Raw genomic sequence first — 26,282 nt, forward strand, 5'->3', positions numbered from 1 at the left:
TTTCTTAACTCTTCACTCGTAACTCATCATTCTTCATTCGCTTCGCAAACTCTTCACGGGGTTGACAAGGGCGGCTTTGATGCTTTGGTAACTGACCGTCAGCGCGGCAATGGCGAAGGTGACCAGGATCGCTACCAGGAAAATGGCCGGACCAATCTGGATGTGGTAGGCATACTCCCGGAGCCAGACATTCATGGTGTACCAGGCCAGCGGAGCCGCAATGCCAAACGCAATCAGGAGCAGCCAGACAAACTCCCGGGAAAAGAGCACGACAATGCTGCTCACCGACGCCCCCAGCACTTTCCGGATGCCCACCTCCTTGGTCCGCTGAACGGCCATCAGCGACACGAGCCCGAACAGCCCCAGGCTACCGATGACGATGGCAATGCCGGCAAACAACCGGAAGGCGTTGTACACTTTTTCCTCCTGCGTATATAGTCTGGCAATGTGCTCATCCGTAAACTCGTACGTAAAAATGGACTCCGGATTCAGGGCCGACCAGTCGTGCTCGATGGTCGCCAGCGTTTTGCGGACGGCTGACGGCCGGAGTTTGACGCTGGCCTGCCACAAAGCCTTAGGTTCGTACGTAAGAACGCAGGCCCGAATTTTCTTGTGCTTGGATTCGCTCTGAAAATCCCGGACAACGCCCCGGATGATGACCGGTTGCCCTGCAACCCGCACGGACTGGCCGATGGCATCGGACTCCTTTTGAAATCCCAGACGGCGGATCAGCGTTTGGTTTACCACCACATTCCGAACGGTGTCTTTTTCCGCCATTTTGACAACCGGCTCACCCGCCAGCACCTCCAGGTCATACATCGGAATGTAGTTTTCATCGACCATCTTGAGTTCGGTGACATCGTTTTCGGTCATGCCCCGCTCCGGTGCGGAAAAAGGGGCGAAATTGATGTTGAAGGCCGGACCCGCTGAGGCAAAACTGACCTGCAGAACGCCCGGATTTTCCTGTAATTTCTGCCGGAGGACATCCGCTTTTTCACCCGTCGGGAAGGAAACAATCGCTTCTTTATCAAAACCCAGGTCCTGATTCAGGAAAAAATCCATCTGGCTGGCCACCACCAGCGTTCCGATAATCATAACCTGCGTAATGGAAAACTGCATGATCACCAATCCTTTGCGGAGCGCCAGCCCCCCTACCGTCAGATTGGTAGCGCGGGCCTTCAGGGCTTTGGTGGGCTGAAAACCCGCCTGAACGAAGGCTGGGTATAAACCCGCCAGCAAAATCGTGATCAGCAAAATACCGGCAATGGCCACCAGCACCAGCGGTTGAGTCAGTTGCGCTGCGTCGATCCGGATATTCAGCAACGGTTTAGACAGCGGCAGAAAAGCCCAGACCGCCCCCAGCGCCAGCACCATCGCCAGCCCGGCCAGGAACGTCGTTTCGCCCAGCACCTGCCCGACCAGTTGCCGCCGGTAAGCGCCTAAGGTTTTCCGGATGCCCACTTCCTTCGACCGCCGAACGGCCTGGGCCGTGGCCAGATTGACAAAGTTGATGCAGGCCGTCAGAATAATAATGACTGCCACCCCCGCCAGGCCGTAAATGGATTCTTTGGAACGCGGCATGGTAATCTGGGTCAGATAGCGTTTATCGAAGTGAATTTCCCGCAGCGGTTGCAGCATCAATACCCCCTTATCCTGTTTAACCTGATCGGCCCAGTTTTTTTCGAGAAAAGCCGGGAACCGGGCCGTAATCCGCTCCGGCCGTACTTTTTCCGGCAAAACCACGTAGGTATACCCGCCGTTGATCGACCAGAAATTGGTGGTACTGGCTTCTTTCCGGATGGTTTCCCACGACACCAGAAAGTTAAAGGTCAGGTGAGTGTTGGACGGCAACTCTTTGATCACCCCGGTAACCCGCATGTTCCACTGGTTGTCCAGGCGTATCACTTTACCGAGCGCTTCCTGATCCCCGAAGTACTTGCGGGCGATGCGTTCGGTCAAAACAATGGTGTTCGGCTCCTGTAAAGCCGTTTGGGGATGACCGGCCAGCCATTCAAAATCAAAAATCTGGGGAAATTGACCGTCAGCCCACGCGTAGCCTTCTTCGATATACCGCTCGCGGCCAACCTGAACCTGGCCCTCCCCGCGGTACAAATACTGGGAGACCTGCTCCGCTTCGGGAAAGTCATTCCGGAAAGCCGGCGCAACGGCGAAGGAAACACTCGGATTGTAATCCAGACCGTGTACCGTGACCCGGTAGGTGCGGTCGGCCTTCCGATGGTACCTGTCGTAGGTGAGTTCGTTGCGAACCACCAGAAAAATAACGATGCAAGCCGCCAGGCCCAGCGCCAGGCCCAGGACGTTGATGAACGCATAACTCTTCTGCTGAAGCAAATTCCGGTAAGCAATGGTGAAATAGTTGCGGATCATATCAGTCCAGTTGGGTTGCTTGAAAGGGTTTGGTTTTCTAGTCAGGAATTGAGGTTGCATAAATCTCACCACGTCCCAGACGTATTGCTGCCGGGCGTAGGCCAGGCCAAACAACCGCCGGTTGCGCAGAAACCGCTCGTACAAATCCCCCTGGATTTCTTCCAACAGATGCGGGGCGCAAAACCACGCCAGCAATCGGTCGGCCCAGCGGGGGGGTTCGGTGGTTTTCATAAACTGACAGCGGGTAATCCGTTCGGGGCGATTGAATCCCAGAGTTGTTCGCGAACCGCCCGGATGTCGTGCAGCGTGCGGCTGCCCAGCACCGTCACCGTAAAAAGCCGTTTGCGCCGACCACCCCGTTCGGCCGTGGCTTCGCCCAGGTGCGACTTCAGCATGCCCTTTTCTTCGAGCCGGTGCAAAGCCGCATGAACCGCGCTGATGCTGACCGCCCGGCCGGTTTGCCGCTCCAGTTCGTCGGTGATGGCCACCCCGTACGCGCCGTCGGCCAGCACCGCCACCGTAAGCAGCACCACTTCTTCAAATTCACCCAGGTACGATCGTCTCATGGCCAGGAGATATAATTAACTTCTGTAGAACAAATCTGCTGCCAGAAACAAAAAATGGCCTTTCCAGGCCACTTAAGGGGTTTTCCAGAAAACTGCTGTCCGAATCCGTACAGTGTCAATGTCCGAACGCGAACAGCAGAAGTTGCGATTAGCAGGCTTATTCAGCGAATTTTAGGGCATACTGCCGGTTCGGTTTATCGATCGTCAGCCAGTATACCATTTTTTCGCCCGCCTTTTTTACCTGCAGCCGGTATTTCCCGCTTAGCATTTGGGTCACATCCAGATACCGGTTGTAGCCTTCCAGACGGCTCAGATCATTAAAATAAACCGTCCGGGCCGTTTCATCGGTGAGTTCGATCGACACCAGTTTCTGTTCCGGATTGGCGAAGTGGACGCGCAGCTTGCCCAGGGAGTTGATCCACGGTTTAACCAGAAATGTCTTGTTTGCTTCCGAAAGCCGCATCGACGACGTTTCTTCCAGTTCATACCGGGGTGTTGTGCGGGTGAACCGAACGTCGTTGGAAGCCAGCAATTCCGAAGACCTGACCTGCGACGCCAGCAACTGACTGTTGACCACGCGATCAAGCATTTCGTCGAACAGCCGGATATTCCGTTTGGTCAGCTTCACGTATTTGCCCGGCAGGGTTTCCTGGTAAACCGGTTCGTTGCGGTCATTAAAAAACCGGACTACGGTACTCCGGCTGGCGTAGTCGGTTTGAATCTTCCAGTACCCTTTGGCGGCCTTTGTGCCGGGTTGATTCTCCGACTGAGCGCTGACCGACAAACTGGCCAGAAAGAACAGGGCGGTCAGCAAACCGCCAACGGTTTTGGTGAATTGTTTCGAGAGGGTTTTCATGGGATTGTGCGTTGTTGTTTACTGCGGTTTAAATTGATTGTTATTAACTCAACCTTTGCAGACCAAATCTGTTGCCAAAGTGAGAAATGGCGATTTGAGTCAATAAAAGCCCTTTTAAGCAAAACAGGCTGTCCGGTAGCGTACAAAAAGTGTCCGCTACCGGACCCCATACTGGCGGAGTTAAACTCGTCTATACGGGCTATTTCTCAATTGCCCGGAGTTTGTAGGAACGGGGGTTGTCCTGAATAACCAACTGGTAGGCGTAGTCTTTCCGGGAGCCATCGATCTCCAGCCGGAACCGGCCCTCCGGCAGTTGCGTCAGGTTCAGCGTTCGGGTGTGCGCCAGCTGCGATGTTTTTTCTTTGTAGACATACCGCCCCTGGTCGTTGAGCAGCAGGATCAGAACCGGTTCTTCCCGGATGTTCAACGTATGGATTTTTAGCTTGCCCACGTTGCTGATGGCCACATCCGACCGCAGCGGACTGATCTCCGTCGGGTCTTTGGCAGGGTCCAGGATGTAGGAAGTAAACACGGGCATTTCCGAAGACGTCGAGACCACCTGCTGGGGCACATTGTTGCTACTGGCGATGAGCTCGTAACTTTTTACTTGCGCCGACACCAGTTGATTGGTCACCAGACGTTGCAGCATTTCATCAAACAGGCGGATGTTTCGCGGGGTCAGCTTTACGTACCGGCCCGACAGGGTCTCCTGGTAAACCAGTTCGTGTCGCTGGTTGAAAAATCGGATCATCGTTTTCTGACTGGCGGCATCGGTCTGAAGTTTCCAGTAGGCTTTACTCGAATCGGTTCGGGCGTAATAGTCGGATTGCGCTCTGGCCGTCAATCCGGTCAACAGGATACAGACGGTCAGCAGACGTTGCAGGCCACAGAAGAGGGTCGGGGGAAGCATTTTCATACTCATTGTGCTTGTTGTTTACGAAAGGTTTAGTAAAAAAGTTATTATTTCAATGTTTGCAGAACAAATGCTCTGCCAAATTCAGAAACAGGGGTGTTTAGACTTAAATCGGGGATTTTTTCGCTTAGGTCGCTAAGAACTCGTCCATTAGTGGACACTGGACGTCCCAGAATGGACAATGCGGCAACTCAACGGGGCTGGTGCTGAGAAGATGCATAAAAGATGCGGCCCGAACGAACTATGTTGCATAACGGCTCCAAAAATTTTAACGGTAAAACTCGTCTGCAATCCGGCGCGGAAAGAAACAATCGGTCACCAGCATTGGGTTACCGCTTTACCTGCGAGGGCGTATGACCAAACTGCCGCCGAAAAGCCGTTGCGAAGTGGGCAGCATTGCTGAAGCCAACGAGTTCGCTTACTTCCTGGACCGACGCCTGAGTGGCCTGCAACAGGTGGTGCGCCGTGGTCAGTCGCTTTTGGGCCACGTAGCCAAATACCGTCGTCCCAAAAAGCTCTTTAAAACCTTTTTTCAGCTTAAAATCATTGGTGCCAAACTGCCGGGCCAGCGTCAGTAGACTGGGCGGGTTCTGGTAATTCTGATCCAGAAAATCGCGAATGGCGTAGAACAGGTCAACATCCCGGCGGGCAAGGCGGCTTTGGCTTACTTGCTGATACTGGTTCTGCTGCTCGACAAACAAATCCAGAAACCGAGCTTCCAGAAACATTTTTTTCAACGTTCCGCCGAACGGGCAGCTCAGAATCTGCTGGATGAGCCCCAGCGTCTGATCGGAGTGCACGATCGACTCCCGCAGCGCCCGGAACGGCTCCCGACGGTTTAGAAAGTGGTCGTAAAAACCGGTCCATTCCGTATTGTTGACCACCAGTTGTTCAAAAAAAACCGGGTCCATCATGATGTGAAAGGCATGAAACCGTTCGCCCGGAACAAACAAATGCCGGCTGTTGTCGCACTCTTCAAAAATCAGGTTGTGGCGTTTCGTAGGCACACTGACGGGGCGCTGGTCCATCGACGAATGAATCTGTCCATCGAGTTGGTACATCATCCCGACCCAGGGGCCCTGATTCTCCCTGGACGATAGCTCCAGCGGCAACGTCAAATTTCCCACCAGTTCGGACAAGGTGAAGCCTCCCATCGAGTAGTCGCGAACGGTCATGGTGCCGGCCTGGCCGCACTGCCACAGACTCTGAATGTAGGTCCAGTCCGGTTCTGGTTCGGCCAGTACGTTCAGGTTCTCGATGATGTCTGTTTCCAGCCCCATCCGGTAAATGGTATTCATAAAATCCGTTTGAGAAAGATGGTTATCCGTTTCGCGTAGGATGCCTGAAAAGTAGCTCGTTACCTTTGTAACGTAAACAACAACTACAAACAAAGGTAAATCATGAAACGATCATTTGAAAACCCGTTAATCGGCGACAAAGTCTACTTCACTAAGTACGCAACAGAACCCGGCAGCCCCGCCAGCATCATTGATGTTGAACTCAAACCCGGCGGGGGCAACGGCCTGCACTACCACAAAACCTTTGCCGAGCACTTTGAATGCCTGGAGGGCGAACTGAGTATTCAGGTAGGCAAAGAAATTCTGCGTCTGCTGCCCGGCGAAACCGCAACGGCCCCCGCCGGTTCGCTCCACCGGTTTTTCAACGCCAGCGCCCAGCCCAACCGGTTTCGGGTTACCATCGATCCGGGCCACCCGGGCTTCGAAAACACCCTGAAGATTGCCTACGGTCTGGCGTCGGACGGCCACGTCAACAAAGCCGGGATGCCGAAAAAATTGTGGCATATGGGTACCATCATTCTGTTGTCAGACACGAATCTGCCCGGATTTTTCAGCCTGATTCAGCGCCCGCTGGCCTGGATGGCCCGGCGCGCTATGGCCGACGGCCGCTTCAAGCGGGAACTGGAACCGTACACACGGTAATAGAAAACCGGGCCTGCGCCCGGTTTTTCTGTTTTTCAGCGTATGTTTATGCCATGAAAATTCTCTCGCTGACTGAGCTGAATACAGAGCAACAACTAGCCGCCCAGGCCCTCGAAATCGTCTGCAAATCCGAAGGTGGTTTGAAATGCAACATGCACTGGGATAAATCCATGAACTTTTTCCCAACCATGCGCCACTGGTTTTTGCTCTACAACGACGGGGTTTTGATGGCCGTGCTGTCGGCTTTTGCGCCCACGGTCAGCCAGGTCGAATTCGGTGGCTATACCCTCCCTAAAGCCCGGCGCAAAGGCTGTTTTTCGCTGCTGCTTGACGTGGCCGCCGAAGAAGCCCGTCAGTTTGGTTACCAGCACGCCCTGCTGATTACCGAGCGCTCGTCAAAGACCGGGCAGGCATTTGTCCGACACCTGGGCGCGCTTTATTCCAACACCGAATACCAACTGGTCTGGCAGTCTTCAACCGAGTTGGCCCCCTCCCCCCTCCCACCGCTCAAACTCGCCGTAGCCACGCTGACCGAGCTGGAACCACTAACCGAGCTCAGCCGTTCTATTTTCGGAGGCTCCCCCGAAGAAGCCCGTCAGATTCTGGAAACGACCATTCACACGCCCCACCTGACCCAGTACGTCGCCACGCTTGATGGGCAGATAGTCGGTATGGTCGCCATTAATTTTGAACAGACTACGGCCTGGATCATCGGGCTGGGCGTTTGTCCGGATCAACAGGGTAAAGGGTTTGGGAAACGGATTCTGCACCAGACGCTGGATTTGCTCCGGCAGGACAGCCGGGCCGAAACCGTTATGATCGAAGTGGACTCCTCCAACGAAGTGGCCCTGCGCCTTTACCAGCAAGCCGGATTCGTTATTCAAATGGGACAGGATTATTTTAAATTACCGTTGTAGACCGTTGCTGCGCGGAGATTCAGAGCAACAAGCAAAGCTGCTGCGCAACAACTCTTTTGGGCCCTATCGGTTTAGATGGGGATGAGTTTGCATATATGATGGAAGAACCTCTTAAACCGCATCAGGCCGAACGGGGGCAAAAAACCACGTTGGTTGGAATTGTGGTCAACATTGGGCTGGTGCTGGTCAAAGGACTGGCCGGCTGGCTGGGAAATTCGTACGCGCTGATTGCCGACGCGATGGAATCAGCCACTGACATTATAACGTCCATTTTTGTCTGGGTGGGCCTGCGGACGGCCGCCAAGGCGCCCGACCATAACCACCCTTACGGCCACGGAAAGGCCGAACCGCTGGCGGCCCTGGTGGTGTCGATGGCCTTGCTGGCGGCCGCCATTCTGATTGCCATACAAAGCATTGAAAATATTCGCATTCCCCACGAAACCCCGGCGCCATTTACACTGATTGTTCTGGCGATAGTTGTCATTGTAAAAGAAGTCTTGTTTCGGCGGGTTTCGCAGGTAGGTGCTGAAGTTGAAAGCAGCGCCGTGAAAGCCGACGCCTGGCATCACCGCAGCGACGCCATCACTTCCCTGACGGCTTTTGTGGGCATCAGCATTGCGCTGATTGGCGGGCCGGGCTACGAGAGTGCCGACGACTGGGCCGCCCTGCTGGCGTCCGTCTTTATCGTTTACAATGCCTACCATATTTTCCGGCCCTCGTTCGGCGAAATCATGGACGAAACGCCCCCCGGCGACTGGCAGCGGGAACTGGAAACCGTCGCGCTGGGAGTTCCGGGCGTGCGAGGAATTGAAAAATACCGGGTGCGTAAAACCGGTTTTGAGTATTTCATTGACCTGCACGTACAGGTGGCGGGCGAGCTAACCGTTAGCCAGGGGCACGACATCGCGCACGCGGTTAAAGCCGCTATTCTGGCAGCCAAACCGGCGGTATATGACGTGCTGGTGCATATTGAGCCGGTGTGAAGAAATTAATTAATTCGCGGAGTGAGCAGAATAAAAAGAGGGAAGCAGAGGCTCCGCTTAACTCCGCGAAACCTCTCCTCAATCTTTCATGCCAGCGCCTGCCGCTCCACCAACCGCTCGGCCATCGGCAGCAGGGTTTCCTCCAGCGGCAACCGACGTTTTGACTCCACCATGTACGTAGCCGGATTCGGCAGGTGGGGCCGCTGGCGAATCAGCTCCAGCTTCAGCGTTTCGTAGGTTCTTCCAATGCCTTTCCGAACCGAGTCGATGTAGCGCGTCCGGATGGTTTGCGACTGGCTCATGGTCAGTCCCGGCAGGGCCAAGCCGGGCCAGCTCAGGCTGAAATAGTAAATATGCGTTTGCGCGTGCGAGGTCCAGTGCAGAAACAGATAGCCTTCACTGCGGTGCAGCGGCAACATTCCAACGGGTGTCAGCGTCAGGTTGGCTTCCAGTTCGTCGGCCATTTGCTGCCCTTTCGTCAGCGTTTGGCCAAACCGGGGCAGTGCAAAATTGATAATCGAATCAATTTCGGTCATTAATTCGTCGTCGTCCTGCCGGGGCTGGTACCGTACCGTAAGACTTTCGGGGTTAATCCCGGTGGCATCCTTGGGAAACGAGGCCGAAAGCTTACCTTTATGATTCTGAAACCGGAGACTCGACTCGTAATGCTCGCGTAATTCCGTCAAATCCGGGTAAAACTTTTTGTCAGAAAAGTGCCGCTGAACCTGTTGCAGATATGCCAGAACGACAAACTTTTTATACTCGAAATCAATCAGTCCTTGCGTCAACCAGTCTTTCTGAAGCTTTTTCATAGACACTTAATCAAGAAAAATACCCAAGCTTGTTATTTAGTAAGTTAATGAAAAATCAAAATCTGCCAAATAGTGTTTGGTGGATTTTTTAGGGAACAGAAAAGTCTACGCCATAACGCATTGATTTCCAAACTGACACCTAAAACCGGAAATTTTGTCAGTCTTTGTCTAAAAAGAGCTTCTGGCACAATAAGTGACAACTGACGAGCGTCAGTTCGACAATAAACGGTTCGCCGTTGCGATCGAGCCTTTATTAACCATTAACACAATTTAAACTTCTTAAACACAAGCCCCATTATGGAAGCAGTAACGGAAAGTAAAGTAAACGTAAGACCGTTGGCTGACCGGGTGCTGGTTGAACCAGCTCCTGCTGAAGAAAAAACCGCATTTGGTATCATCATTCCTGACACGGCCAAAGAAAAACCCCAGCGCGGAACGATCGTAGCCGTTGGTACGGGTAAAAAGGATGAGCCGCTGACCGTTCAGGTAGGTGACACGGTGCTGTACGGCAAATACGCCGGTACGGAAATCACCGTCGAAGGCAAAGAATACCTCATTATGCGTGAGTCAGACATTTTTGCCATTCTTTAATGGCCAACCGTCATCCGTTGCCCCAGTGGACTGGCAAGCGGCTGATTGGTAAATCGTTTACTCTCAATTACGTTAACTCATTAATTTAATTAACAATGGCTAAGAAAATATTTTTCGACACGGAAGCCCGCGATAAGATCAAGAAGGGCGTTGATACGCTGGCCGATGCCGTGAAAGTAACGTTGGGCCCGAAGGGCCGGAATGTTATTCTGGATAAAAAATTTGGTTCACCGGCCATCACGAAAGACGGTGTGACGGTAGCGAAAGAAATTGAACTGAAAGACGCCATGGAAAACATGGGCGCTCAATTGGTGAAAGAAGTTGCTTCCAAAACGGCCGATTCAGCCGGTGATGGCACGACAACGGCGACGGTTTTGGCCCAGGCGATCTACTCGATCGGGGTGAAAAACGTGGCCGCTGGTGCAAACCCGATGGATCTGAAACGCGGTATCGACAAAGCCGTTACTGTGGTGGTTAACAACCTGAAAGAGCAGTCACGCGCCATCGAAACGTCAAAAGAAATCGCTCAGGTAGCGACCATCTCGGCCAACAGCGACGAAGAAATCGGTAACATGATTGCCGACGCCATGGAAAAAGTTGGTAAAGAAGGCGTTATCACGGTGGAAGAAGCCCGCGGTACCGAAACGGAAGTAAAAACCGTTGAAGGGATGCAGTTCGACCGTGGTTACCTGTCGCCGTATTTCGTTACCAACACCGAGAAAATGGAAGCTGAGCTGGAGCGTCCGTTCATCCTGATCTCGGAGAAAAAGGTTTCGTCGATGAAGGAACTGCTGCCGGTGCTGGAGCAGGTGGCTCAGACGGGCCGTCCGCTGCTGATCATCGCAGAAGACGTTGACGGGGAAGCCCTGGCAACGCTGGTGGTTAACAAAATCCGGGGTGCGCTGAAAGTAGCTGCCGTAAAAGCTCCGGGCTTTGGCGATCGTCGCAAAGCCATGTTGGAAGATATCGCCATCCTGACGGGCGGACAGGTTATTAGTGAAGAGCGTGGTTTCAAACTGGAAAACACCTCGATCGAATTCCTGGGTCAGGCTGAAAAAATCATTATCGACAAAGACAACACAACTGTTGTTAACGGTATTGGACAGAAAGAAGACATTACGGGTCGGGTTAACCAGATCAAATCACAGATCGAAAACACGACTTCGGACTACGACCGGGAGAAACTCCAGGAGCGTCTGGCCAAATTGTCAGGTGGTGTAGCCATCCTGTACATTGGTGCCGCTACGGAAGTAGAAATGAAAGAAAAGAAAGACCGCGTTGACGATGCCCTGCACGCAACCCGCGCTGCCGTTGAAGAAGGTATCGTTGCCGGCGGTGGTGTCGCCCTGATCCGCGCCGTTAAATCGCTGGAGAACGTGAGCACCATCAACGAAGACGAAAAGACCGGCGTACAGATTATCCGCGTCGCTCTGGAAGCTCCGCTGCGGACCATCGTTGCCAACGCTGGTGGCGAAGGCTCTGTTATCGTAAACAAGGTTAAAGAAGGCGAAGCCGACTTCGGTTACAACGCCCGCGAAGACAAATTCGAAAACCTGATCGGTGTCGGTATCATCGACCCGACGAAGGTAACGCGTCTGGCGCTGGAAAATGCCGCTTCGATCGCGGGTCTGTTGCTGACGACCGAATGTGTCGTTGCCGACGAGCCGGAAGAAGCTCCTGCGGGTGGTGCCGGCCACGGTCACCCCGGTGGCATGGGCGGCATGATGTAATCATCGGCTCGCCGAAGCAAGCGTTTTGCTCTTTTTCAAAAGCCCCGGCTCTGCGGCCGGGGCTTTTATTTTTGTTACCACTTGGGAAATAATTTCCACAATTGGGTACTGCACTGTCCCATTTTTCGGTACAACTTATTAAATAAAACTTCTTTTTTGGCCCAAAAACGACCCTTTTTGGCTTTGGCACGCATTTTTCTCTAAGGCTATACGTACACAAGTTTCATTCACCAAAACAAGGAAACGTCATGGGAAATTTGCTTTATGTCATTGCGGTGGTCTTAATCATCCTTTGGTTAGTCGGATTATTAGGTTTTAGCAGTTTTGGTATGGGCAACATTATTCACGTTCTATTAGTGATTGCCGTAATTGCCATCATCTTGCGATTGATTCGAGGAGATCGGGTAGTGTAGCCGGACGTAATCAACTAGTTATAAAACAAAGGCCCCCGGAACTTTCGGGGGCTTTTTGATTCTATACCAGATCTATTTTCTGCTCCCTGTTAAACCTTCGCTGCGGAGATTGATCCAAAACGAAACAACCAACCACAGATACTGATATGAAAAAGATAATGATCCTGGTAGCGGCTGCGGGCCTGATGATCGGTGGCTGTACTACGCAACGAACCACAACGAGTGACCGGTACGATCGGTATGACCGGCGTGATGATCGTTACGGCCGGGAAATTCCCCTTGAAAACAAATTGGAACGCTGGCAGGACGAGCTGAGGCTGACGAATAGGCAGAAACGCCAGATCCGCGATATTCAGGAACGCTACGACCGCCGGGGCCTGAGCCGCAACGAGCGCAACGACCGCCGGGACTACCGCGAACTGCAACGGCAGAAACGGAGGGATCTGCTTTCCGTTCTGAACTCCCGGCAACGCGACCGGCTCCGCGAACTGGAACAACGCAACCGGGACTTTTACGGACAACGAGACTAATGACAAAAAGGGCGCTGAAAAGGTGCCCTTTTTCTTTTTTCGGGAAATGAATACCTTGCCAGCCAAATCCTATTCCTGAACCATCATGCTTATGTTCCGCCCCTCTGTGCTGGCCCTGCTCACCAGTTTCCTGCTTTTTCATGCCACGGTCTACGGACAAAAGGTCAAACCGCCCAAGCGTAAAACGACGGTTTCCATTGTGGGAGACCAATTCTACATCAACGGCAAACCGACGTTTCCAGGCCGTACTTGGAACGGCTACAAAATCGAAGGTCTGTTGCCCAACGCCCGACTGGTACAGGGTATTTTCGACGACCAGAATAAAGAAAGCCGCTCCCGCTGGGCCTATCCCGACACCAAAACTTGGGACCCCAACCGCAACACCGACGAATTCATAGCCGCCATGCCGGTCTGGAAAGCCCACGGTTTGCTGGCTTTTACGCTCAATTTGCAGGGCGGCAGTCCGGAGGGGTACTCCGTTGAACACCAGCCGTGGATTAACTCGATGTTCAATCCCGATGGCTCCTACCACCCCTTTTACTCCCACCGGCTTCACCGCATCCTCAACAAAGCCGACGAGTTAGGCATGGTCGTTATTTTTGGGCTATTTTATTTCGGGCAGGATCAGTATTTAAAAAATGAAGCGGCTGTCATCAATGCCGTTAACAACACACTAGAAATCCTCGCGGATGGCAATTACCGAAACGTCATCCTTGAAATTAACAACGAATGCGACATCCGGTACGACCACGCCATTCTGAAGCCGGAGCGCGTCCACGAACTCATTCAACGGGTGAAAGCCAGCAAAATCCGGGGTCACCGGTTTCTGGTCAGCACCAGTTTCAGCGGTGGCACCATTCCGACGGACAAAGTGATTCAGGAAGCCGACTTTGTGCTTCTGCACGGTAACGGGGTGAAAGAGCCGGCCCGCATTGCCGACTTTGTACAGCAGGTCCGCGCCAGGGCCGGAAGCCGGAAGCTGCCCATCGTTTTTAACGAAGACGATCACTTCGACTTTGACAAGCCCTCCAATCATTTCCAGGCTGCGACCAGCGCCTACGCTTCCTGGGGTCTTTTCGACTACCGCATGAAGAACGAAGGTTTCAACGACGGTTTTCAGTCGCCCCCGATCAACTGGCAAATCAGCTCTCCGCGCAAGAAAGCCTTTTTTGATTACCTGAAAGAAATTACCGGCGGTTTGCCCTGAAAACACTAGCCTGCCTAAACGCTGGCAGGTCGCTTCCCACTTTACTCTGCTGGTTTAGCATACCCTTTCACGGACGAGCGCGAACATCGTTTCAAAACCGCTCTTCCGTGAAAGGATTACTTAGCCCCTGCTCTATTCGTACCGCAGATCAATAGACCGAAACGAACCCGCGCCTTGCTGATCGCCCGAGACACTCAGGCCCACGCGCGGTGCCCGGTCCCAGCGGGGCAGAAAAGCGCCGTCCACCGGCGATGTCGTGAGCAGGACCGGCTTTCTTCCTTCCGATGCCCAGTAAAAATCGTAAAACCGCCCAAAACGGCTTTTGAGTTGCAGCGTCACCGGACCCGCTGCAGACGGCAACGGTTGTGATTTCAGCACCTGGCGTACTCCGTCTTTCACCTGCCAGACCTCCAGCGTTCCCTGGCGAACTCCCAGCCCCAGCGCGTTCTGGGCGTCGCCGTACAAACTGACGCTTTGCAGCACATCGGCTTTGGCGTCAACTGTGGCCGAGAGCGAATACGTTCCCTTTTTAAGCACCAGCCCCAGAAAGCTGCCGGCGGGCTGCGAGACGGCATTCTGGAGTTTCAGCGCCCCGGCTTCGACGGCATAGGCGGGTTTCGGTTGGCTGGCATCCCACACCCAGGGCACTTGCGTTGCCGGTTTGGCAAAATCAACGGTTACGTTCCGGTCGATTTGCTGAACGGTTTTGGCGGGCGATTCGGCCTGGGCGGGCGTGGTTGTGCCGTAGCGAAAAACCGGCCAGCCGGTTTGGTCGTTCCAGGCCAGTTCACTCAAAACGCCCTGCCGACCCGTCTGGGTAAAATCCGTTCCGTTGTAGGCGTGGTGCAGGTAAAAATAGCGGTTGTCAGGCGTGGTGACTACGGTTCCGTGGCCGGGGCATTTCCAGGTATCGTCACCGACCAGCACCGGATTGCCGGCAAATTTTTCCCACGGTCCCTGCAGTTTTTCGGCCCGGGCCAGCCCGACCTGGTAGTTGCAGTTGGCTCCGCAGCAGGCATTGCCCGAATAAGTCATGTAAAAATACCGTCCCCGTTTGAACAGCGCCTGCCCTTCGGCCCCGCCCGCTTCCCAGTTGTCCCGTTCGGCGGTCAGCAGCGTGAAGGCTTTTCCCGTCACCTTCAGGCCATCAGAGGATAATTCGGCCCCCAATAGCTCAATCGCCTTGCCTTTGTCCAGACCGTAGGCTTTCCAGGTCATAAACAGTTTGCCCTGATCTTCGATAATAAAGGCGTCGATGGCTTCCGAGGTCCATTCGAGCAGCAAACCGTGGTCCGTAAACCCTTTACGCAGGTCGCGCGTGGTGGCGACACCGATGTATGAACGCTTATCTGATTTCCGGCGGGCCGTGTAGTAAACGTAAAAAATACCGTTGCGGTGGAATAACTCCGGTGCCCAGTAGCTGCCCACGGTCCATTCCGGCAAGGTGGCAAAAACCGGCCCAACATACGACCAGTTAACCAGATCGGTTGAGGTATAAATCGGGTAGGCCGGTCCCCATTCGGAAGACGTGCCAACCGCGTAATAAGTACTTCCGACGCGGATCACCGACGGATCGGCAAAATCGCCCGCAATAACCGGATTGCGGTACGTGGCGGTTGGCGTTATCGGTTTAGGGGACTGGGCCAGAGAGGCCGGTAAAATTAAACAGAAGAGCAAACTGATGCAGATAAACTTCATGTGTTTTTTAAGGTTCGGTACCGTGAACAAAAGTAGCACCTGTGAAGTATATTCGTATAGCAGAACAGTAAATGGGTGGGATAACGGTTTTTGTACCCTTCCCGGCAAAATCAGATCCCGTTTTCGGTTTCCTGCTGTACCTAAATCCGTCACTAAGATGAGCAGCTTTTATCTGATCTGCCTGGCTGGTGCATTACTGGCCTCCCCCGGCGACGAAACGAAGAAGAACCGTCGGCTGAAAAACCGCTTCGAACGGCAGGAATACCTTAATTCCGTTCAGGAAATCACCTACCACGACCGCTGGAAAAAAATGGCAACCGTGCAGACGTTCGACAAAGCCAACCGGCGGCTGTCGGAAGAACACTACCGGGATTACCAGCAACGCATCCGCCACGGGCGCACTCGGTCGTGGTTTCCGAACGGGCAACTCCACTGGACCTGCGACTTCAAGGATAATCAGATTAACGGTCCGTTTTTTTCGTATTACGAAGACGGCACCCTCAAACGGCGGGAGCTTTACCGGCTGGGCCAGGTCCGGAGAAAAGGCGAATGTTTTACGGCCAACGGCGAGCCAACCCCGTGTCAGCCGCTGGTGCAGCAGGCCGAGTTTGAGGGCGGCCCCAAGAAATTCGTCCAGTTTTTAAAAGGGCGGCTTCGCCAGATTCAATCCCCTGAGCCATCGATATTCATTACGCTGGAAGGCACCTTGTCGGAAAGCGGCATTCTGTACAATCTTCGGCCCATGTCCTACCTGAAAAACCGTCCGGAATCCGAACAGAAACTGGCGAGTCAGCTCGTTGAAAACCTGCGGGATATGCCCCAGTGGCGGCCCCTGGTCATCGATGATCAGGCGACCCAAAGCGATTTGCTCATCAGCATTCACCTCTACGGTGGTCGGGTCTACAGCGCCAATTACGGCTACAATACGATGTAACCGCTTTTGTCAGTACGTTTTCTCCAGCAGAACGTCAACCCGTTTGGCGTCCTTCATGAACTGGTTGTAGGGTATTCCCAACTGCGTCAGCCGCTGGCCCGCGCAATTGAAAATATTGCTCATGGGCGACGACAGAAACGGATTTGAAAAGACCAGGTATTCCTGACCCTGGTACGAATACACCACGACGCTCAGCGGTCCGGCTTTGGGCTGCTGGAAACCCGATAAATGTTGCTTCACCCAGGGCGTGCCCTCCAGCGAACTCTTCGTAAAGCACCGCTCTTTCAGGTCTGATTTTTCGCAGGATGTAAAAAGGTACAGACTGATCATCAGCCAGGCGCCCAATCCGCTGCGTATGGGGGTCAGAAGGAAGTTCATAAAGGCTTAATCAAGGGCTTACAGGACGACTCACCTAGGCGTAAAACCGTTGGAAAGCGTCTTTGTCAAAAGCGCTATTTCCGGAATATTTAGCCAATGGTCTCTCTACCATGGTCTTTTGCTGGTTAGTATAGAATGAATCTGAAAATCTTAGGCTGGCTTACGGTGTTCGGGCTGGTATCGCTGTCGAGCGTTGGGCAGCAAAAACGCATTCTGGACCATAACTCAATTGGCTGGTTTGTCTATGACGGCGACCACGAACTGAGCAAAAAGTGGTCGTTGCACACGGAGTACCAATGGCGCCGGATTGATTACATCCGGACCTGGCAGCAGTCGCTGGCCCGGTTGGGGGTGAACTACAAACTGACGGATAAGCTCCAGCTCGGCGGGGGGTATACGTATTTCGTCACATTCCCGTACGGCGATCACCCCGTGGCAGACCGGGGCGTTCCGACGCCGGAACACCGGTTGTACCAGGATCTGGAACTGGCCGACACTGCCGGACGGTTTGCGCTCAGTCACCGGTTTCGGCTGGAGCAACGCTGGCTGAGCGAACAAGCCCCGGAAGACCCGCGCCGAATCAGCGGCTGGTCGTACGAAAACCGGGCGCGGTACCAGATTACGGTCAATTACCCGCTGCAAGGCGCTGCGATCGACGACAACGAGTTTTACCTGACCTTTTTCGACGAACTGTTTATCAGCTTTGGCAGGAATGCGGGGGCAAACATCTTCAATCAGAACCGGCTTCTGGGCGGTTTAGGGTATCAGTTTCAGGACAACTTTCAGCTTGAACTCGGCTTTCTTAACCAGATTACGCAACACGCCGATACCGATCCCGCTACAAACAATCCGGTGTTTGAGTTCAACAACGGTTTCCGGTTGAATGTGGCCTTTGGGTTTTAAAAAGGCTGTTCGTACACAGAGTTGATCAGAGGTAATAAGAGTTTGCTCCGATCAACTCTGTGTACGAACACTTTTACTTAACAGGCCCCGAAATTACGCCCAGATACCGCCCTAGCCAGTACGGCAGCAGCCAGATGTCGCCCGCGCTGTGCTCGGAGCCACCGCTGCGGCCTTTCCGGTCGAGATTAAACATGTTGGCGTTGTGCCGCTGGATGGGCCGCTCGTCGGGCGGGAGCACTTCCCTGGTCGTTTGACGACGGAAATTGGGCTCCAGGAGTTGAATGTCTTTGCGGTGGCTGTTCTCGATGTTCCAGTCGATCAGGTCGAGCGGGTGTTCCTGCAAATACCAGACGGCTTCTTTCAAATCAAAGTCTTTCACGCCGGTCATGGCAGCAAACAGGTTCCAGGCGCCCTCTTTTTCGGGGCGCTCGGCCTGCCAGTGGTCCAGAATCTGCTGCTTATAACGGGTTTTCAGCGTATCGTTGAAGGCATACCGGTACAGCCCCCAGTAACCCACAAAATACATTTCATCGTCGGAGTGATTCCAGCCGTCAGACATGTGTTTGCTGTGCTCGTCGGCATTGTCGGCCGCCCGGCCAATCTCTTTCATCGGGCGCATCATGTTGGCGTAGTAACCGTGTTTCTGCATCAGCTCAAACGCCTTCTTTTTGTACTTCTCCTTTTTGGTAAAATGATACGCGGTTTGCAGCATCGCCACAATATTCGACGAGTTCAGTTTACGATCGCCCACGTTGGTCGGAAAGGCGTTGACGTAAACCGGATTCCACTTGCCCCACTGCGTGGGTTTACCGTCGTAATCAACCAAATACATATCGTTTTTGAGGATGTGACTCATCAGCGTATCGATCAGCGTAATGGCGCGGCTTTTCAGGTCCTTATCCGGAATCAGTTCGGCCATCGCCCCGAAGGCAAAGATGTGTCCGATGGCTTCGTCACTGCTGGTAGTCGATTTCCAGTCCCACTCCGGATTTTTGGCGTGCTGCCAGCGTTCGGGGTCCGACAGCTCTTTCAGGTGACCGCTGCGCTCGAACGACCGGGCCGGAAAACCGGGAACCGGATTGACCGTATAAAGCCGTTCCATCGCATCCAGCGACTCGCGGCAGTTTTGCAGCGCTTCGGGGTCTTTCGTGACCGCATACCGAAAAATTTCCCCGCCCAGGTACATGGAGGTCCACAGGCCGTCGTTGTCCGAATCTTCCAGATAACCAGTCGAAATATCGCCCTTGTTCATGTCGCTCAGGGTAGCGTTAAACCCCACCCGAATGTGGCGGCTACGGACCTGGTTGTCGAAAAAAACGGCCTTGTCATGCAGCGTCATCGGCTTGAAAGCGATTTGGCCCAGCCCGGCTTTCGTCAGAATCAGAACCGAGTTTTTGGGGCCTTTCGAGATGTGCACCACCTCGTCGCCGGGCAGCCAGCGTTCGCCGTTGTAGTAATCAAATTTACCGTCCGAACGCAGGGCAAACGCGCCTTTCGTTGAGCCAAACCACAGCTTACCGTCCACCTCGGCCACCGCCGTGATGTCGGTCCAGGGAAGTTTTTTGCGCACCTCGCCCGCTTGTTTTTTCGTTGTCACGTCAAATTCCAGGTAGCCGTCGGCCGTTCCCACAATCACTTTTTTCCCCTGAGCCGCCAGATCGAAAGCCGTAAACCCGCTGCCGTCTAGCACTTTCGTCAGTTTCGGACTGGCTACCGAAACCGTTGACAACGTTTTTTTTCCTAATACCCAGAACTGGTTGCCCCCCGGCTGGTACCGGATTCCGATCACCTCATCGTTGGGCAACGAACCGTTCCAGAGGCTCTTCGAGTCTTTCACCAAGGCCAGCGACGAGCCATCAGAAACCAGGAACGTAAACGCGGGCGCACCGGCAAACAAACGGGCTTTCGGCAGCGAATGCGCGGAAAAAAGCTTGCCCGCCCAGGCGTTGCTGTACACCACTTGGTCGGTCAGGTACACCAGTTGCTGGTCGAAAACACCCAAAGCCGTCAGGTTTTTATCTTTCGTAAACCGGTAATACTGATCCGGCTTGAGCGTACCCGGATGCAGAAACTGCCCGTCGTGCGGGTGCAGCAACTCGCCATCGGTGTTGATGATCTGAATGGCCCCGTTGCGGTCCGTATAGACGGCCTGTAGGTTTCCGCTGGATTTATCGGCGTAGAATTTTACGCTGTAATCCTGCCAGAACGGCTTGTCCTGGTAAACGGACTGGGCGTAGGTTCGGCAAAAAATAAAGGCAATAACAATGCAGTAACGAAAAGTTCGCATGATCGATTGGGGTTGTATGAATCAAAGAAACCGCTCAGGGTTTTTGGGCCGTGACGGGGTCGGAGGTAACGGCTGCCGGATCGACCACAACGTGCCGAATCGACTTCTCTCCTTTTTCCAGGTGGTGGGAATACGTCAGGTGGAGCAGTCCGTCGGGCGTCTGAATCAGCGAGGGATACGAAAACGCACCCTGATTTTTTTGCTTGTCCTCCAGCCGGATCTTCCATTTCCAGGTCTGGGCTTCATCATCCGACAGGTACAGGCTCAGCCGGTGACGGCCGTTGTCGATGTCGTTTCCCAGAAAAGCCCACTTTCCATCCCGCAGCCGGAGCAGTTCAACGCTGGCCGTGTTTGGAATCTCGGACTTTACGGTCGCTTTCCAGCTTTCGCCGTTGTCGGATGATTCGCTGACCTGGACCCGGCTGGGCATATCGCCACTGTCGCGCATGTAAGCGATGATGGTCCCGTTGTTCCGGCGGGCCAGAGCCGGTTGGATGGGCCCGCGCCCCACAATCGGCAGGCTGGGCCGCCAGGTGGTTCCGTCGTCGTCGGAAATGGCGATCAGCGACATGTTCAGTCCGTCGGAATAAAGCGGCAGCAGAATCCGGCCGTTTTCCAGAATCAACGGTTTGATGCGCGTCATCCAGCCCGTGCTGCGTTTACGGGCATCCTGACTGGCCTCGATAATCATGTCGTCGTATTGGGGGGCATATTCGGCCCAGCCCGAAGTATTCTTCGGCAACTCCTTAAACCGCTTCTCGACTTCCTCGGCAAACCGCTTATCCGGTTTCAGCAGAATGTTGTCCTGCCAGCTCCAGACCGGCGCACCGGGTTTGGTATAATCCATTGTGGTCCGGAACCGGAGAATTGAATTTTCCCAGCGGTTGGCCACCACGGCAATCCAGACCAGAAACAGCTTCCCCTGGCGGTTCAGAAACAGGACGGGGTTGCAGTCGGGCAGGTTGGGCGTGTCGGCCAACACAAACGGTTCGCTCCAGGTGGTCTGGCCTTTGAGCTGCCGGGCTCCCATTATTTTCACATCATCGGCGGAGCGTTCCCCGCTGCCCTCAAACCAGGCCGCCAGCAGATCCCCGTTGGGCAGGGCCACCAGGCTGCTGCCGTGGACGTGGTGCTGCATTTGATAGGGAAAAACAATCTCACCCCGCACCACCGCCGACTTTGACTGGGCCAGCACCCCGGCACTTACCAAAAAGAATACGCCAAAAACCAAAAACAACTTTTTCATTTTTATTTGATTGATTTCCGGCGCTCCATCATTTCGCGCCAGGTGGTCAGCACGATGCCTTCCGATTGAATAAAAGCTTTGAGTTCCGGGTCCATCATCGACAGCATATCGGCATACCGCGACCCGCCCGACCCGCTGACGTACTTGAAGGTGTCATTCTGTTCGTTGCTGTGAATGATGATCATGGCAACGCCCGGCTTCATTTTGGTCAGTATCTCCTTAAACCGCTGCGTTTTGTATTTCCCCCAGGCTTCCGGGCTGGGGTTTGGGTCGTCTTTCGGTTTCCAGCCGCCGGTATCGGCGTACAGATCGTCCAGTACGGGCAGACCGGCTTTCCAGATTTTGGCACCGATGGCCGGGGCCTGTTTGATGGCTTCCGGAACGGGCAGGTTCATCCCTTCCTTCCATTTGCCCTCCGCTTTCAGTTTATCGATCACCGGCTGAATTTCGCTATCGGCCAGCAGGATGTTGTTGCCACCGGGAAACATCACCGGAATACCGTACTCCACGCCCACTTTGATGTAGCGCTCCAGAAAAGCCGGGGTGGCAAACAGCGTGCCCATGTGCGAGTCGAGGTGCGTCGGTTTCAGCCCCATTTTCAACGCCCGGTCGATCTGCGCCCGCATTTCCTGTTCCAGCTCATCCGGGTTGGCATTTTTGACAACCTCCGCCACCGACGGCCACAGGGCCCCTTCCTGGTCGGTCAGCGTCGGCACCTGCTTGATTCCGGCCAGCGGTGCCCAGCGGTAATCTTTCCACTCCGAGGTCAGCGTCAGGTGAATGCCCGCGTCAATCGCCGGATTTTTCAGCACATACTTGACGAAACTGGCGGCCCAGGCGCAGGGCATCATGATGCTGGTGGAAGTAGCCACGCCCTGCTCAATGGATTTAATGGTCCCCTGATTGGCGGTCAGGTACATTCCGGCGTCGTCGACGTGAAAAATAACGATCTTTTTGCCTTTGGGATAACCGAGCTGCTCGGCGTAGGTGGTTTTTGGCTGCGCGGATCCGGTCAACACGCCGACCGAACACGTCAGGAAAAGAGCAAGCGTTTTTAACTTCTTCATGGGTGTGTGTTGTTACACAGAGTTTATCGGCGGTTCATCAGAGGGTACCAGAGCAACTCGGCTTAACTCTGATGAACCGCCGATAAACTCTGATGCATAGCTTTATTCAATCATCTTCAAATACCTTCCCATCCAGTACGGCAGCAGCCAGAAAACCGGCTCACGCTCGATGCTGGGGTCACCGTTGACGGCCGCCCACGGGTTTTTGTCCCAGCGCACCACGGTCCGGATACTGGCGGGCGGCAGCTCGTTGATCTGCAATTCGTCCAGAACCGGCGAACGGCTTATTTTCACATCTTCCCGGCGGGTGTGGTCCACGACCCAATTCACCAGATCGAGGGGTGTATCGACCAGAAAATCCACCGACGCGGCCAAGTCGATTCGCTTATTTCGTGCGTAGCAGTAAAAGAAATTCACCAGCGGGTTGTGGTCGTTCCGGCGTCGGTCCATCCAGGCATCCATGTGTTTTTCGTAAAACCCGCGCAATGTAGGGTCCTTTTCGCAATGAATCAGAATCGGGTAAACATACGCTTGCAGCATCACGTCGAAGTAGATAAACCAGGCCGGGTTCTGCTGCGGAATGGCCGCCATGTTGTCGAGGTAATGCTCCTGCTCGATCAGCCGACGGTATTCTTTCTCGTAGTTGGCCTGGCCCGTCATGTGGTAGGCCAGTTTCAGAAAAGCTAGCATTTCCATTGAATTCTGGCTTTTGTCGGGTGCCCATTCCGGGTCGAGGTTTAGCTGCTCCGGCGACCACACCGCCCAGCGCGTCGGCTGGCCGTCAACATCCACAAAATTGTAACGGTGCTTCATCAGGTAATCGACCAGCCGGGCTACGTGCTGGCGGACGGCCGCCTTCTCGGCTTCGTCGGCCACCAGTTCGTAATACAGAAAATAGCCAATCATATGGCCGCACATTTCGTCGCTGCTCGTGTCGCCCTTCCAGAGCCACTTGCCGTCCTTCGACTTCCGCCAGCGCACCTCAACGGGTTTGAACCGCGGTTCTTTCACCAGTTCGTCGGCCAGTTGACGGGCCGTAAAGGTACGGTTTCCATCGTCTACTTCGGTCCAGCTGGCGGGCACGATCGTCCGGGCAAAAAAGCCGTCGGAGTCGGTTACTTCCTGCAATAATTTCAAAAACCGGAACGCCCGGGCGGCTTTTTCTCTGGCGTCAGGATCTTTTGTTGCGGCATACCGGAAGCATTCCATGGCCAAGTAATTGCCCGTGTATTCGCCGTCGTTGTCGTCGTCGTCGGGGGCAAATGTCGTCGTATCGCCGGGCACGGTCAGCTTGCACTGGCCCGCAATCCACGGATCACGGATGTGGCGCTTCATCAGGACCTTGTAGAAATAATCATTCTTCTGGGCCAGCGTCATCTGGCGCTTTTTGATGGCGCTGACTCCCTGCGGAGTGGCGATCCAGGCGTTTCCGTCCCCATCGAACGCAATGGCGTTCACTTTATCGTCCAGCAGCCAGCGCCGGCTGAACCGCAGCGAATGATTGCCGTTCGGCTGGTAGCGGACCACGCCCACTTCCGTTCCTACCCACATCGTGCTATCGGGTGCCCGCTCGACGCAGGTGACGTAACTAGACGGGATTCCGTTCTCCGGTTTCAGCGTTTTTTTCAGTTGATTGCCGGTCAGCACGCTAACGCCCCCCAATCCGCCCGCCCACAGTTGCTGCCGCGAATCAAAGGCCAGTCCCTTCACGTAAGCACTGATCAGGTAGTCGGTTGTATAAAAATGGTCGGTTGTATCGGCTTTCTGATGGTACAAACCCACGTCGGTACCCAGCCACAAACCGCCCTGACCATCGGAAACAGCCTTCCGGATCGACCGCACATCCGGGGCTTTTACCCGTTTCCAGCCGGTTGCCTGTTGTTGCCAGATTCCTTTAGGGCCCATCGCATACAGGCCCTCGGGGGCCACACAAAGTGCGGATATGGGTGCTTCCGGTCCGGCTATACGTTCGAATTTTCCGTCCTGATACCGATAAAGCCCGTTCCAGACGCCCAGCCACACCGCCGACGCCCGATCAACGGCCACGGCAAAAGCAGGCCCCCGGTCGGCTTCCGGCAAGAGGGCTTCCCAGGCCCGCTCATCGGCCTTCTTCCGAAAAACTCCGGCAGCCGTGGCGGCCCAGACGGTATTTTGCGCGTCGACGGCGACACTCCGGACCTGGTTTTCTTCCGGACTTGATCCGATCGGATACGGTTCGTGGTACTCCTGCCAGAAGGCGGCATCCTGATGAACCGTCGGCGGGTCCGCCACCTCGCCCGACTGGCGACAGGACCAGCCCAACAAGGCAAGCAGGCAGCAGACAAGCAGCAGGTGGGTCGACCGGAAATCCTTCATCAAATGGACGTCAATTTCCTAGTATACTGGCAAGGTCGGTTTCCGGGCTATCGGAGAGTCCGGGCAATTTTACGGTTTTGTTAAATCAAAAAGTTTCATCAAAACAAGATAGTCCTTTTACCGGATGGGCCAGTACCCTACTTAGTACTCACAACCGTCCCTATGCACGCCCGCTTTACCACGTTTTCCTTTTTCTCCCGATTGCTTCTTTTCCTGGGAACCAGCCTTCCGGCTTTGGCCCAAATTCATAAAGATTACCTGCCCACGCCCTACCCGGACCGGCTGACGCTGGGCTGGCAGGACAATCCGGCCACATCACAATCGGTTAACTGGCGGACGGATTCGACGGTAACCAACGCCGTGGGTGCCATCAGCGAAGCCGACCCTTCGCCGGAAGTGGAGAAAAAAGCCACCCTTGTACCCGCTACAACGCAACGGGTTATCCTCGACGGCACCACGAAGCTTTACCATACCGTTCAGTTTAAGAACCTGAAACCGGCCACCAAATACAATTACCGCGTCGGCAACGGCACCATCTGGACCGAATGGTTTCAGTTTACCACCGCCAGCGACAAGCCAGCCCCGTTCTCCTTTATTTATTTCGGCGATGCCCAGAACGACATCCGGTCCCTGTGGTCGCGGGCGATTCGGGGAGCGTACTCCACCATGCCCAAAGCAGCGTTTATGATCCACGCGGGCGATCTGATCACCACCTCCAACGCCGACTGGCAGTGGGGTGAATGGTTTGAAGCGGGCGGCTGGGTCAATGGGATGGTGCCGACCCTGGCAACGCCCGGCAACCACGAGTACTTTAAAGATGACGACAATCAGCGGAAAGTTTCGCGGCACTGGCGTCCCTCGTTCGTGCTGCCGGAGAACGGTCCCGAAAAACTAAAAGAAACCGCTTATTATATCGACTATCAGGGTACCCGGTTTATCTCACTGAATTCGCAGGGGGCTTTGCTCGACTCCACGGTGCTGGACCAGCAGGCTGACTGGCTCGTGAAAATCCTGACCAACAACCCCAACCGCTGGACCGTCGTCACGCACCACCACCCGATTTACTCAACGGCCAGGGGCCGCGACAATAATGAATGGCGGGAGAAAATGGAGCCGATTTACAAAAAATACAAAGTGGATCTGGTCTTGCAGGGACACGACCACACCTACGGGCGCGGTCTGAACATGCCGCTGGGCAAAAGCCGTAAATTTCCCGACGGCCCGATTTATGTGGTTTCCGTCAGCGGCCCCAAGATGTACAACATCGGTTTGCAGGACTGGATGGACCGGGCGGCTTCCAATACGCAGCTATACCAGATTGTTTCCATCGACGGCGGCAAGCTCTCCTACCAATCCTTTACGGTAACGGGCGAGTTGTACGACGACTTCGAGCTTGCTAAAAATGCCAAAGGGCAAAACCAGCTGACCGACCGCGCACCGGCTCAGACGCCCGAACGGCTTGACCTGCCTGCGGAGTACCTAAAACGATTTAACCCAGACCAGTTGGAAGAATACAACCGCCGGTACAAAGAATATAAAGCCCGTAAAAAGCCATAAAAATCCACAAA

At 54.4% G+C, this 26,282-nt stretch carries 23 protein-coding genes; 11 read left to right on the plus strand and 12 right to left on the minus strand.

Annotation, left to right across the window (positions count from 1 at the left end; all coding sequences use genetic code 11):
- Nucleotides 1–33: 33 nt before the first annotated feature.
- The 5 genes from OQ371_RS24975 to OQ371_RS24995 all read right to left on the minus strand — a co-directional run bounded on the left by OQ371_RS24975 (nucleotide 34) and on the right by OQ371_RS24995 (nucleotide 6,021).
- On the minus strand, nucleotides 34–2,619 hold the full coding sequence (locus tag OQ371_RS24975) for an ABC transporter permease (protein WP_265991178.1): 2,586 nt from the start codon (nucleotides 2,617–2,619) through the stop codon (nucleotides 34–36).
- Nucleotides 2,616–2,954, minus strand: coding sequence for a PadR family transcriptional regulator (locus tag OQ371_RS24980; RefSeq protein ID WP_265991179.1), 339 nt, complete (start codon nucleotides 2,952–2,954; stop codon nucleotides 2,616–2,618). Before OQ371_RS24980 ends, OQ371_RS24975 begins: the two co-directional genes overlap by 4 nt.
- 157 nt (nucleotides 2,955–3,111) lie before the next feature.
- Nucleotides 3,112–3,810 (minus strand): hypothetical protein, encoded by a 699-nt coding sequence (locus OQ371_RS24985; protein WP_265991180.1) that lies wholly within the window; start codon nucleotides 3,808–3,810, stop codon nucleotides 3,112–3,114.
- A 199-nt stretch (nucleotides 3,811–4,009) separates the two neighbouring features.
- Complete coding sequence (locus tag OQ371_RS24990; RefSeq protein WP_265991181.1) at nucleotides 4,010–4,726, minus strand: hypothetical protein; 717 nt, start codon at nucleotides 4,724–4,726, stop codon at nucleotides 4,010–4,012.
- A 326-nt stretch (nucleotides 4,727–5,052) separates the two neighbouring features.
- Nucleotides 5,053–6,021, minus strand: coding sequence for a helix-turn-helix transcriptional regulator (locus OQ371_RS24995; RefSeq protein WP_265991182.1), 969 nt, complete (start codon nucleotides 6,019–6,021; stop codon nucleotides 5,053–5,055).
- Between the two features lie 102 nt (nucleotides 6,022–6,123).
- On the opposite strand from OQ371_RS24995, the gene OQ371_RS25000 reads away from it, so the two are divergent.
- The 3 genes from OQ371_RS25000 (at nucleotide 6,124) to OQ371_RS25010 (ending at nucleotide 8,563) form a co-directional block, all read left to right on the plus strand.
- Nucleotides 6,124–6,663, plus strand: a complete 540-nt coding sequence (locus tag OQ371_RS25000; protein ID WP_265991183.1) for a cupin domain-containing protein — start codon at nucleotides 6,124–6,126, stop codon at nucleotides 6,661–6,663.
- Between the two features lie 53 nt (nucleotides 6,664–6,716).
- Nucleotides 6,717–7,580 (plus strand): GNAT family N-acetyltransferase, encoded by an 864-nt coding sequence (locus OQ371_RS25005; RefSeq protein WP_265991184.1) that lies wholly within the window; start codon nucleotides 6,717–6,719, stop codon nucleotides 7,578–7,580.
- A 98-nt stretch (nucleotides 7,581–7,678) separates the two neighbouring features.
- Nucleotides 7,679–8,563 carry a cation diffusion facilitator family transporter gene (locus OQ371_RS25010; RefSeq protein ID WP_265994358.1) on the plus strand — a complete coding sequence of 295 codons (885 nt, stop codon included), beginning with the start codon at nucleotides 7,679–7,681 and terminating at the stop codon, nucleotides 8,561–8,563.
- 86 nt (nucleotides 8,564–8,649) lie between these two features.
- Here the strand turns inward: OQ371_RS25010 and OQ371_RS25015 are convergent, their stop codons facing one another.
- Nucleotides 8,650–9,375: a hypothetical protein gene (locus tag OQ371_RS25015; protein ID WP_265991185.1), complete on the minus strand. Its 726-nt coding sequence runs from the start codon at nucleotides 9,373–9,375 to the stop codon at nucleotides 8,650–8,652.
- Between the two features lie 297 nt (nucleotides 9,376–9,672).
- On the opposite strand from OQ371_RS25015, the gene OQ371_RS25020 reads away from it, so the two are divergent.
- The 5 genes from OQ371_RS25020 (at nucleotide 9,673) to OQ371_RS25040 (ending at nucleotide 13,846) form a co-directional block, all read left to right on the plus strand.
- Nucleotides 9,673–9,966, plus strand: coding sequence for a co-chaperone GroES (locus tag OQ371_RS25020; protein ID WP_265991186.1), 294 nt, complete (start codon nucleotides 9,673–9,675; stop codon nucleotides 9,964–9,966).
- A gap of 95 nt (nucleotides 9,967–10,061) precedes the next feature.
- Nucleotides 10,062–11,696 (plus strand): chaperonin GroEL, encoded by a 1,635-nt coding sequence (groL, locus tag OQ371_RS25025; RefSeq protein WP_265991187.1) that lies wholly within the window; start codon nucleotides 10,062–10,064, stop codon nucleotides 11,694–11,696.
- Between the two features lie 248 nt (nucleotides 11,697–11,944).
- Entirely contained in the window at nucleotides 11,945–12,109 is a 165-nt protein-coding gene (locus OQ371_RS25030) for a lmo0937 family membrane protein (protein WP_111627569.1), read from the plus strand.
- A gap of 146 nt (nucleotides 12,110–12,255) precedes the next feature.
- A complete protein-coding gene (locus OQ371_RS25035) occupies nucleotides 12,256–12,639 on the plus strand; it encodes a hypothetical protein (RefSeq protein WP_265991188.1) in 384 nt (127 codons plus the stop codon).
- 91 nt (nucleotides 12,640–12,730) lie between these two features.
- Complete coding sequence (locus tag OQ371_RS25040) at nucleotides 12,731–13,846, plus strand: hypothetical protein (RefSeq protein WP_265991189.1); 1,116 nt, start codon at nucleotides 12,731–12,733, stop codon at nucleotides 13,844–13,846.
- Nucleotides 13,847–13,978: 132 nt separating this feature from the next.
- Here the strand turns inward: OQ371_RS25040 and OQ371_RS25045 are convergent, their stop codons facing one another.
- Complete coding sequence (locus OQ371_RS25045) at nucleotides 13,979–15,544, minus strand: glycoside hydrolase family 43 protein (RefSeq protein WP_265991190.1); 1,566 nt, start codon at nucleotides 15,542–15,544, stop codon at nucleotides 13,979–13,981.
- Between the two features lie 157 nt (nucleotides 15,545–15,701).
- Between OQ371_RS25045 and OQ371_RS25050 the strand changes: the two genes are divergently transcribed.
- On the plus strand, nucleotides 15,702–16,478 hold the full coding sequence (locus tag OQ371_RS25050; protein ID WP_265991191.1) for a toxin-antitoxin system YwqK family antitoxin: 777 nt from the start codon (nucleotides 15,702–15,704) through the stop codon (nucleotides 16,476–16,478).
- A 9-nt stretch (nucleotides 16,479–16,487) separates the two neighbouring features.
- Here OQ371_RS25050 and OQ371_RS25055 read toward each other — a convergent pair whose 3' ends face one another.
- Nucleotides 16,488–16,856 carry a hypothetical protein gene (locus OQ371_RS25055; protein ID WP_265991192.1) on the minus strand — a complete coding sequence of 123 codons (369 nt, stop codon included), beginning with the start codon at nucleotides 16,854–16,856 and terminating at the stop codon, nucleotides 16,488–16,490.
- Between the two features lie 135 nt (nucleotides 16,857–16,991).
- Here OQ371_RS25055 and OQ371_RS25060 point away from each other — a divergent pair, with 135 nt between their 5' ends.
- Entirely contained in the window at nucleotides 16,992–17,759 is a 768-nt protein-coding gene (locus tag OQ371_RS25060) for a DUF2490 domain-containing protein (protein ID WP_265991193.1), read from the plus strand.
- Nucleotides 17,760–17,832: 73 nt separating this feature from the next.
- On the opposite strand, the gene OQ371_RS25065 is transcribed toward OQ371_RS25060, so the two are convergent.
- The 4 genes from OQ371_RS25065 to OQ371_RS25080 form a co-directional block, all read right to left on the minus strand.
- Nucleotides 17,833–20,046, minus strand: coding sequence for a hypothetical protein (locus tag OQ371_RS25065; RefSeq protein WP_265991194.1), 2,214 nt, complete (start codon nucleotides 20,044–20,046; stop codon nucleotides 17,833–17,835).
- Nucleotides 20,047–20,080: 34 nt separating this feature from the next.
- Nucleotides 20,081–21,292, minus strand: coding sequence for a sialidase family protein (locus OQ371_RS25070; RefSeq protein WP_265991195.1), 1,212 nt, complete (start codon nucleotides 21,290–21,292; stop codon nucleotides 20,081–20,083).
- A gap of 2 nt (nucleotides 21,293–21,294) precedes the next feature.
- Complete coding sequence (locus OQ371_RS25075) at nucleotides 21,295–22,359, minus strand: polysaccharide deacetylase family protein (protein WP_265991196.1); 1,065 nt, start codon at nucleotides 22,357–22,359, stop codon at nucleotides 21,295–21,297.
- Between the two features lie 102 nt (nucleotides 22,360–22,461).
- Nucleotides 22,462–24,714, minus strand: a complete 2,253-nt coding sequence (locus OQ371_RS25080; protein ID WP_265991197.1) for a ligand-binding sensor domain-containing protein — start codon at nucleotides 24,712–24,714, stop codon at nucleotides 22,462–22,464.
- A gap of 162 nt (nucleotides 24,715–24,876) precedes the next feature.
- Here OQ371_RS25080 and OQ371_RS25085 point away from each other — a divergent pair, with 162 nt between their 5' ends.
- A complete protein-coding gene (locus OQ371_RS25085; RefSeq protein WP_265991198.1) occupies nucleotides 24,877–26,271 on the plus strand; it encodes a purple acid phosphatase family protein in 1,395 nt (464 codons plus the stop codon).
- The last annotated feature ends 11 nt before the right edge of the window (nucleotides 26,272–26,282 follow it).

Origin of the sequence: Larkinella insperata, from assembly GCF_026248825.1 — a bacterium.
Classification (GTDB): domain Bacteria; phylum Bacteroidota; class Bacteroidia; order Cytophagales; family Spirosomataceae; genus Larkinella; species Larkinella insperata.

Excerpts from the sequence above, each read along its gene's own strand:
- OQ371_RS25055 (WP_265991192.1), bottom strand. The coding sequence starts at position 16,856 with ATGAACTTCCTTCTGACCCCCATACGCAGCGGATTGGGCGCCTGGCTG.
- OQ371_RS25075 (WP_265991196.1), bottom strand. The coding sequence starts at position 22,359 with ATGAAGAAGTTAAAAACGCTTGCTCTTTTCCTGACGTGTTCGGTCGGC.
- OQ371_RS24975 (WP_265991178.1), bottom strand. The coding sequence starts at position 2,619 with ATGAAAACCACCGAACCCCCCCGCTGGGCCGACCGATTGCTGGCGTGG.
- OQ371_RS25040 (WP_265991189.1), top strand. The coding sequence starts at position 12,731 with ATGTTCCGCCCCTCTGTGCTGGCCCTGCTCACCAGTTTCCTGCTTTTT.
- OQ371_RS25020 (WP_265991186.1), top strand. The coding sequence starts at position 9,673 with ATGGAAGCAGTAACGGAAAGTAAAGTAAACGTAAGACCGTTGGCTGAC.
- OQ371_RS25035 (WP_265991188.1), top strand. The coding sequence starts at position 12,256 with ATGAAAAAGATAATGATCCTGGTAGCGGCTGCGGGCCTGATGATCGGT.
- OQ371_RS25065 (WP_265991194.1), bottom strand. The coding sequence starts at position 20,046 with ATGCGAACTTTTCGTTACTGCATTGTTATTGCCTTTATTTTTTGCCGA.
- OQ371_RS25030 (WP_111627569.1), top strand. The coding sequence starts at position 11,945 with ATGGGAAATTTGCTTTATGTCATTGCGGTGGTCTTAATCATCCTTTGG.
- OQ371_RS25015 (WP_265991185.1), bottom strand. The coding sequence starts at position 9,375 with ATGAAAAAGCTTCAGAAAGACTGGTTGACGCAAGGACTGATTGATTTC.
- OQ371_RS25045 (WP_265991190.1), bottom strand. The coding sequence starts at position 15,544 with ATGAAGTTTATCTGCATCAGTTTGCTCTTCTGTTTAATTTTACCGGCC.
- OQ371_RS25070 (WP_265991195.1), bottom strand. The coding sequence starts at position 21,292 with ATGAAAAAGTTGTTTTTGGTTTTTGGCGTATTCTTTTTGGTAAGTGCC.
- OQ371_RS25060 (WP_265991193.1), top strand. The coding sequence starts at position 16,992 with ATGAATCTGAAAATCTTAGGCTGGCTTACGGTGTTCGGGCTGGTATCG.
- groL (WP_265991187.1), top strand. The coding sequence starts at position 10,062 with ATGGCTAAGAAAATATTTTTCGACACGGAAGCCCGCGATAAGATCAAG.
- OQ371_RS25010 (WP_265994358.1), top strand. The coding sequence starts at position 7,679 with ATGGAAGAACCTCTTAAACCGCATCAGGCCGAACGGGGGCAAAAAACC.
- OQ371_RS24990 (WP_265991181.1), bottom strand. The coding sequence starts at position 4,726 with ATGAAAATGCTTCCCCCGACCCTCTTCTGTGGCCTGCAACGTCTGCTG.
- OQ371_RS25005 (WP_265991184.1), top strand. The coding sequence starts at position 6,717 with ATGAAAATTCTCTCGCTGACTGAGCTGAATACAGAGCAACAACTAGCC.
- OQ371_RS24995 (WP_265991182.1), bottom strand. The coding sequence starts at position 6,021 with ATGAATACCATTTACCGGATGGGGCTGGAAACAGACATCATCGAGAAC.
- OQ371_RS25085 (WP_265991198.1), top strand. The coding sequence starts at position 24,877 with ATGCACGCCCGCTTTACCACGTTTTCCTTTTTCTCCCGATTGCTTCTT.
- OQ371_RS24980 (WP_265991179.1), bottom strand. The coding sequence starts at position 2,954 with ATGAGACGATCGTACCTGGGTGAATTTGAAGAAGTGGTGCTGCTTACG.
- OQ371_RS25080 (WP_265991197.1), bottom strand. The coding sequence starts at position 24,714 with ATGAAGGATTTCCGGTCGACCCACCTGCTGCTTGTCTGCTGCCTGCTT.
- OQ371_RS24985 (WP_265991180.1), bottom strand. The coding sequence starts at position 3,810 with ATGAAAACCCTCTCGAAACAATTCACCAAAACCGTTGGCGGTTTGCTG.
- OQ371_RS25000 (WP_265991183.1), top strand. The coding sequence starts at position 6,124 with ATGAAACGATCATTTGAAAACCCGTTAATCGGCGACAAAGTCTACTTC.
- OQ371_RS25050 (WP_265991191.1), top strand. The coding sequence starts at position 15,702 with ATGAGCAGCTTTTATCTGATCTGCCTGGCTGGTGCATTACTGGCCTCC.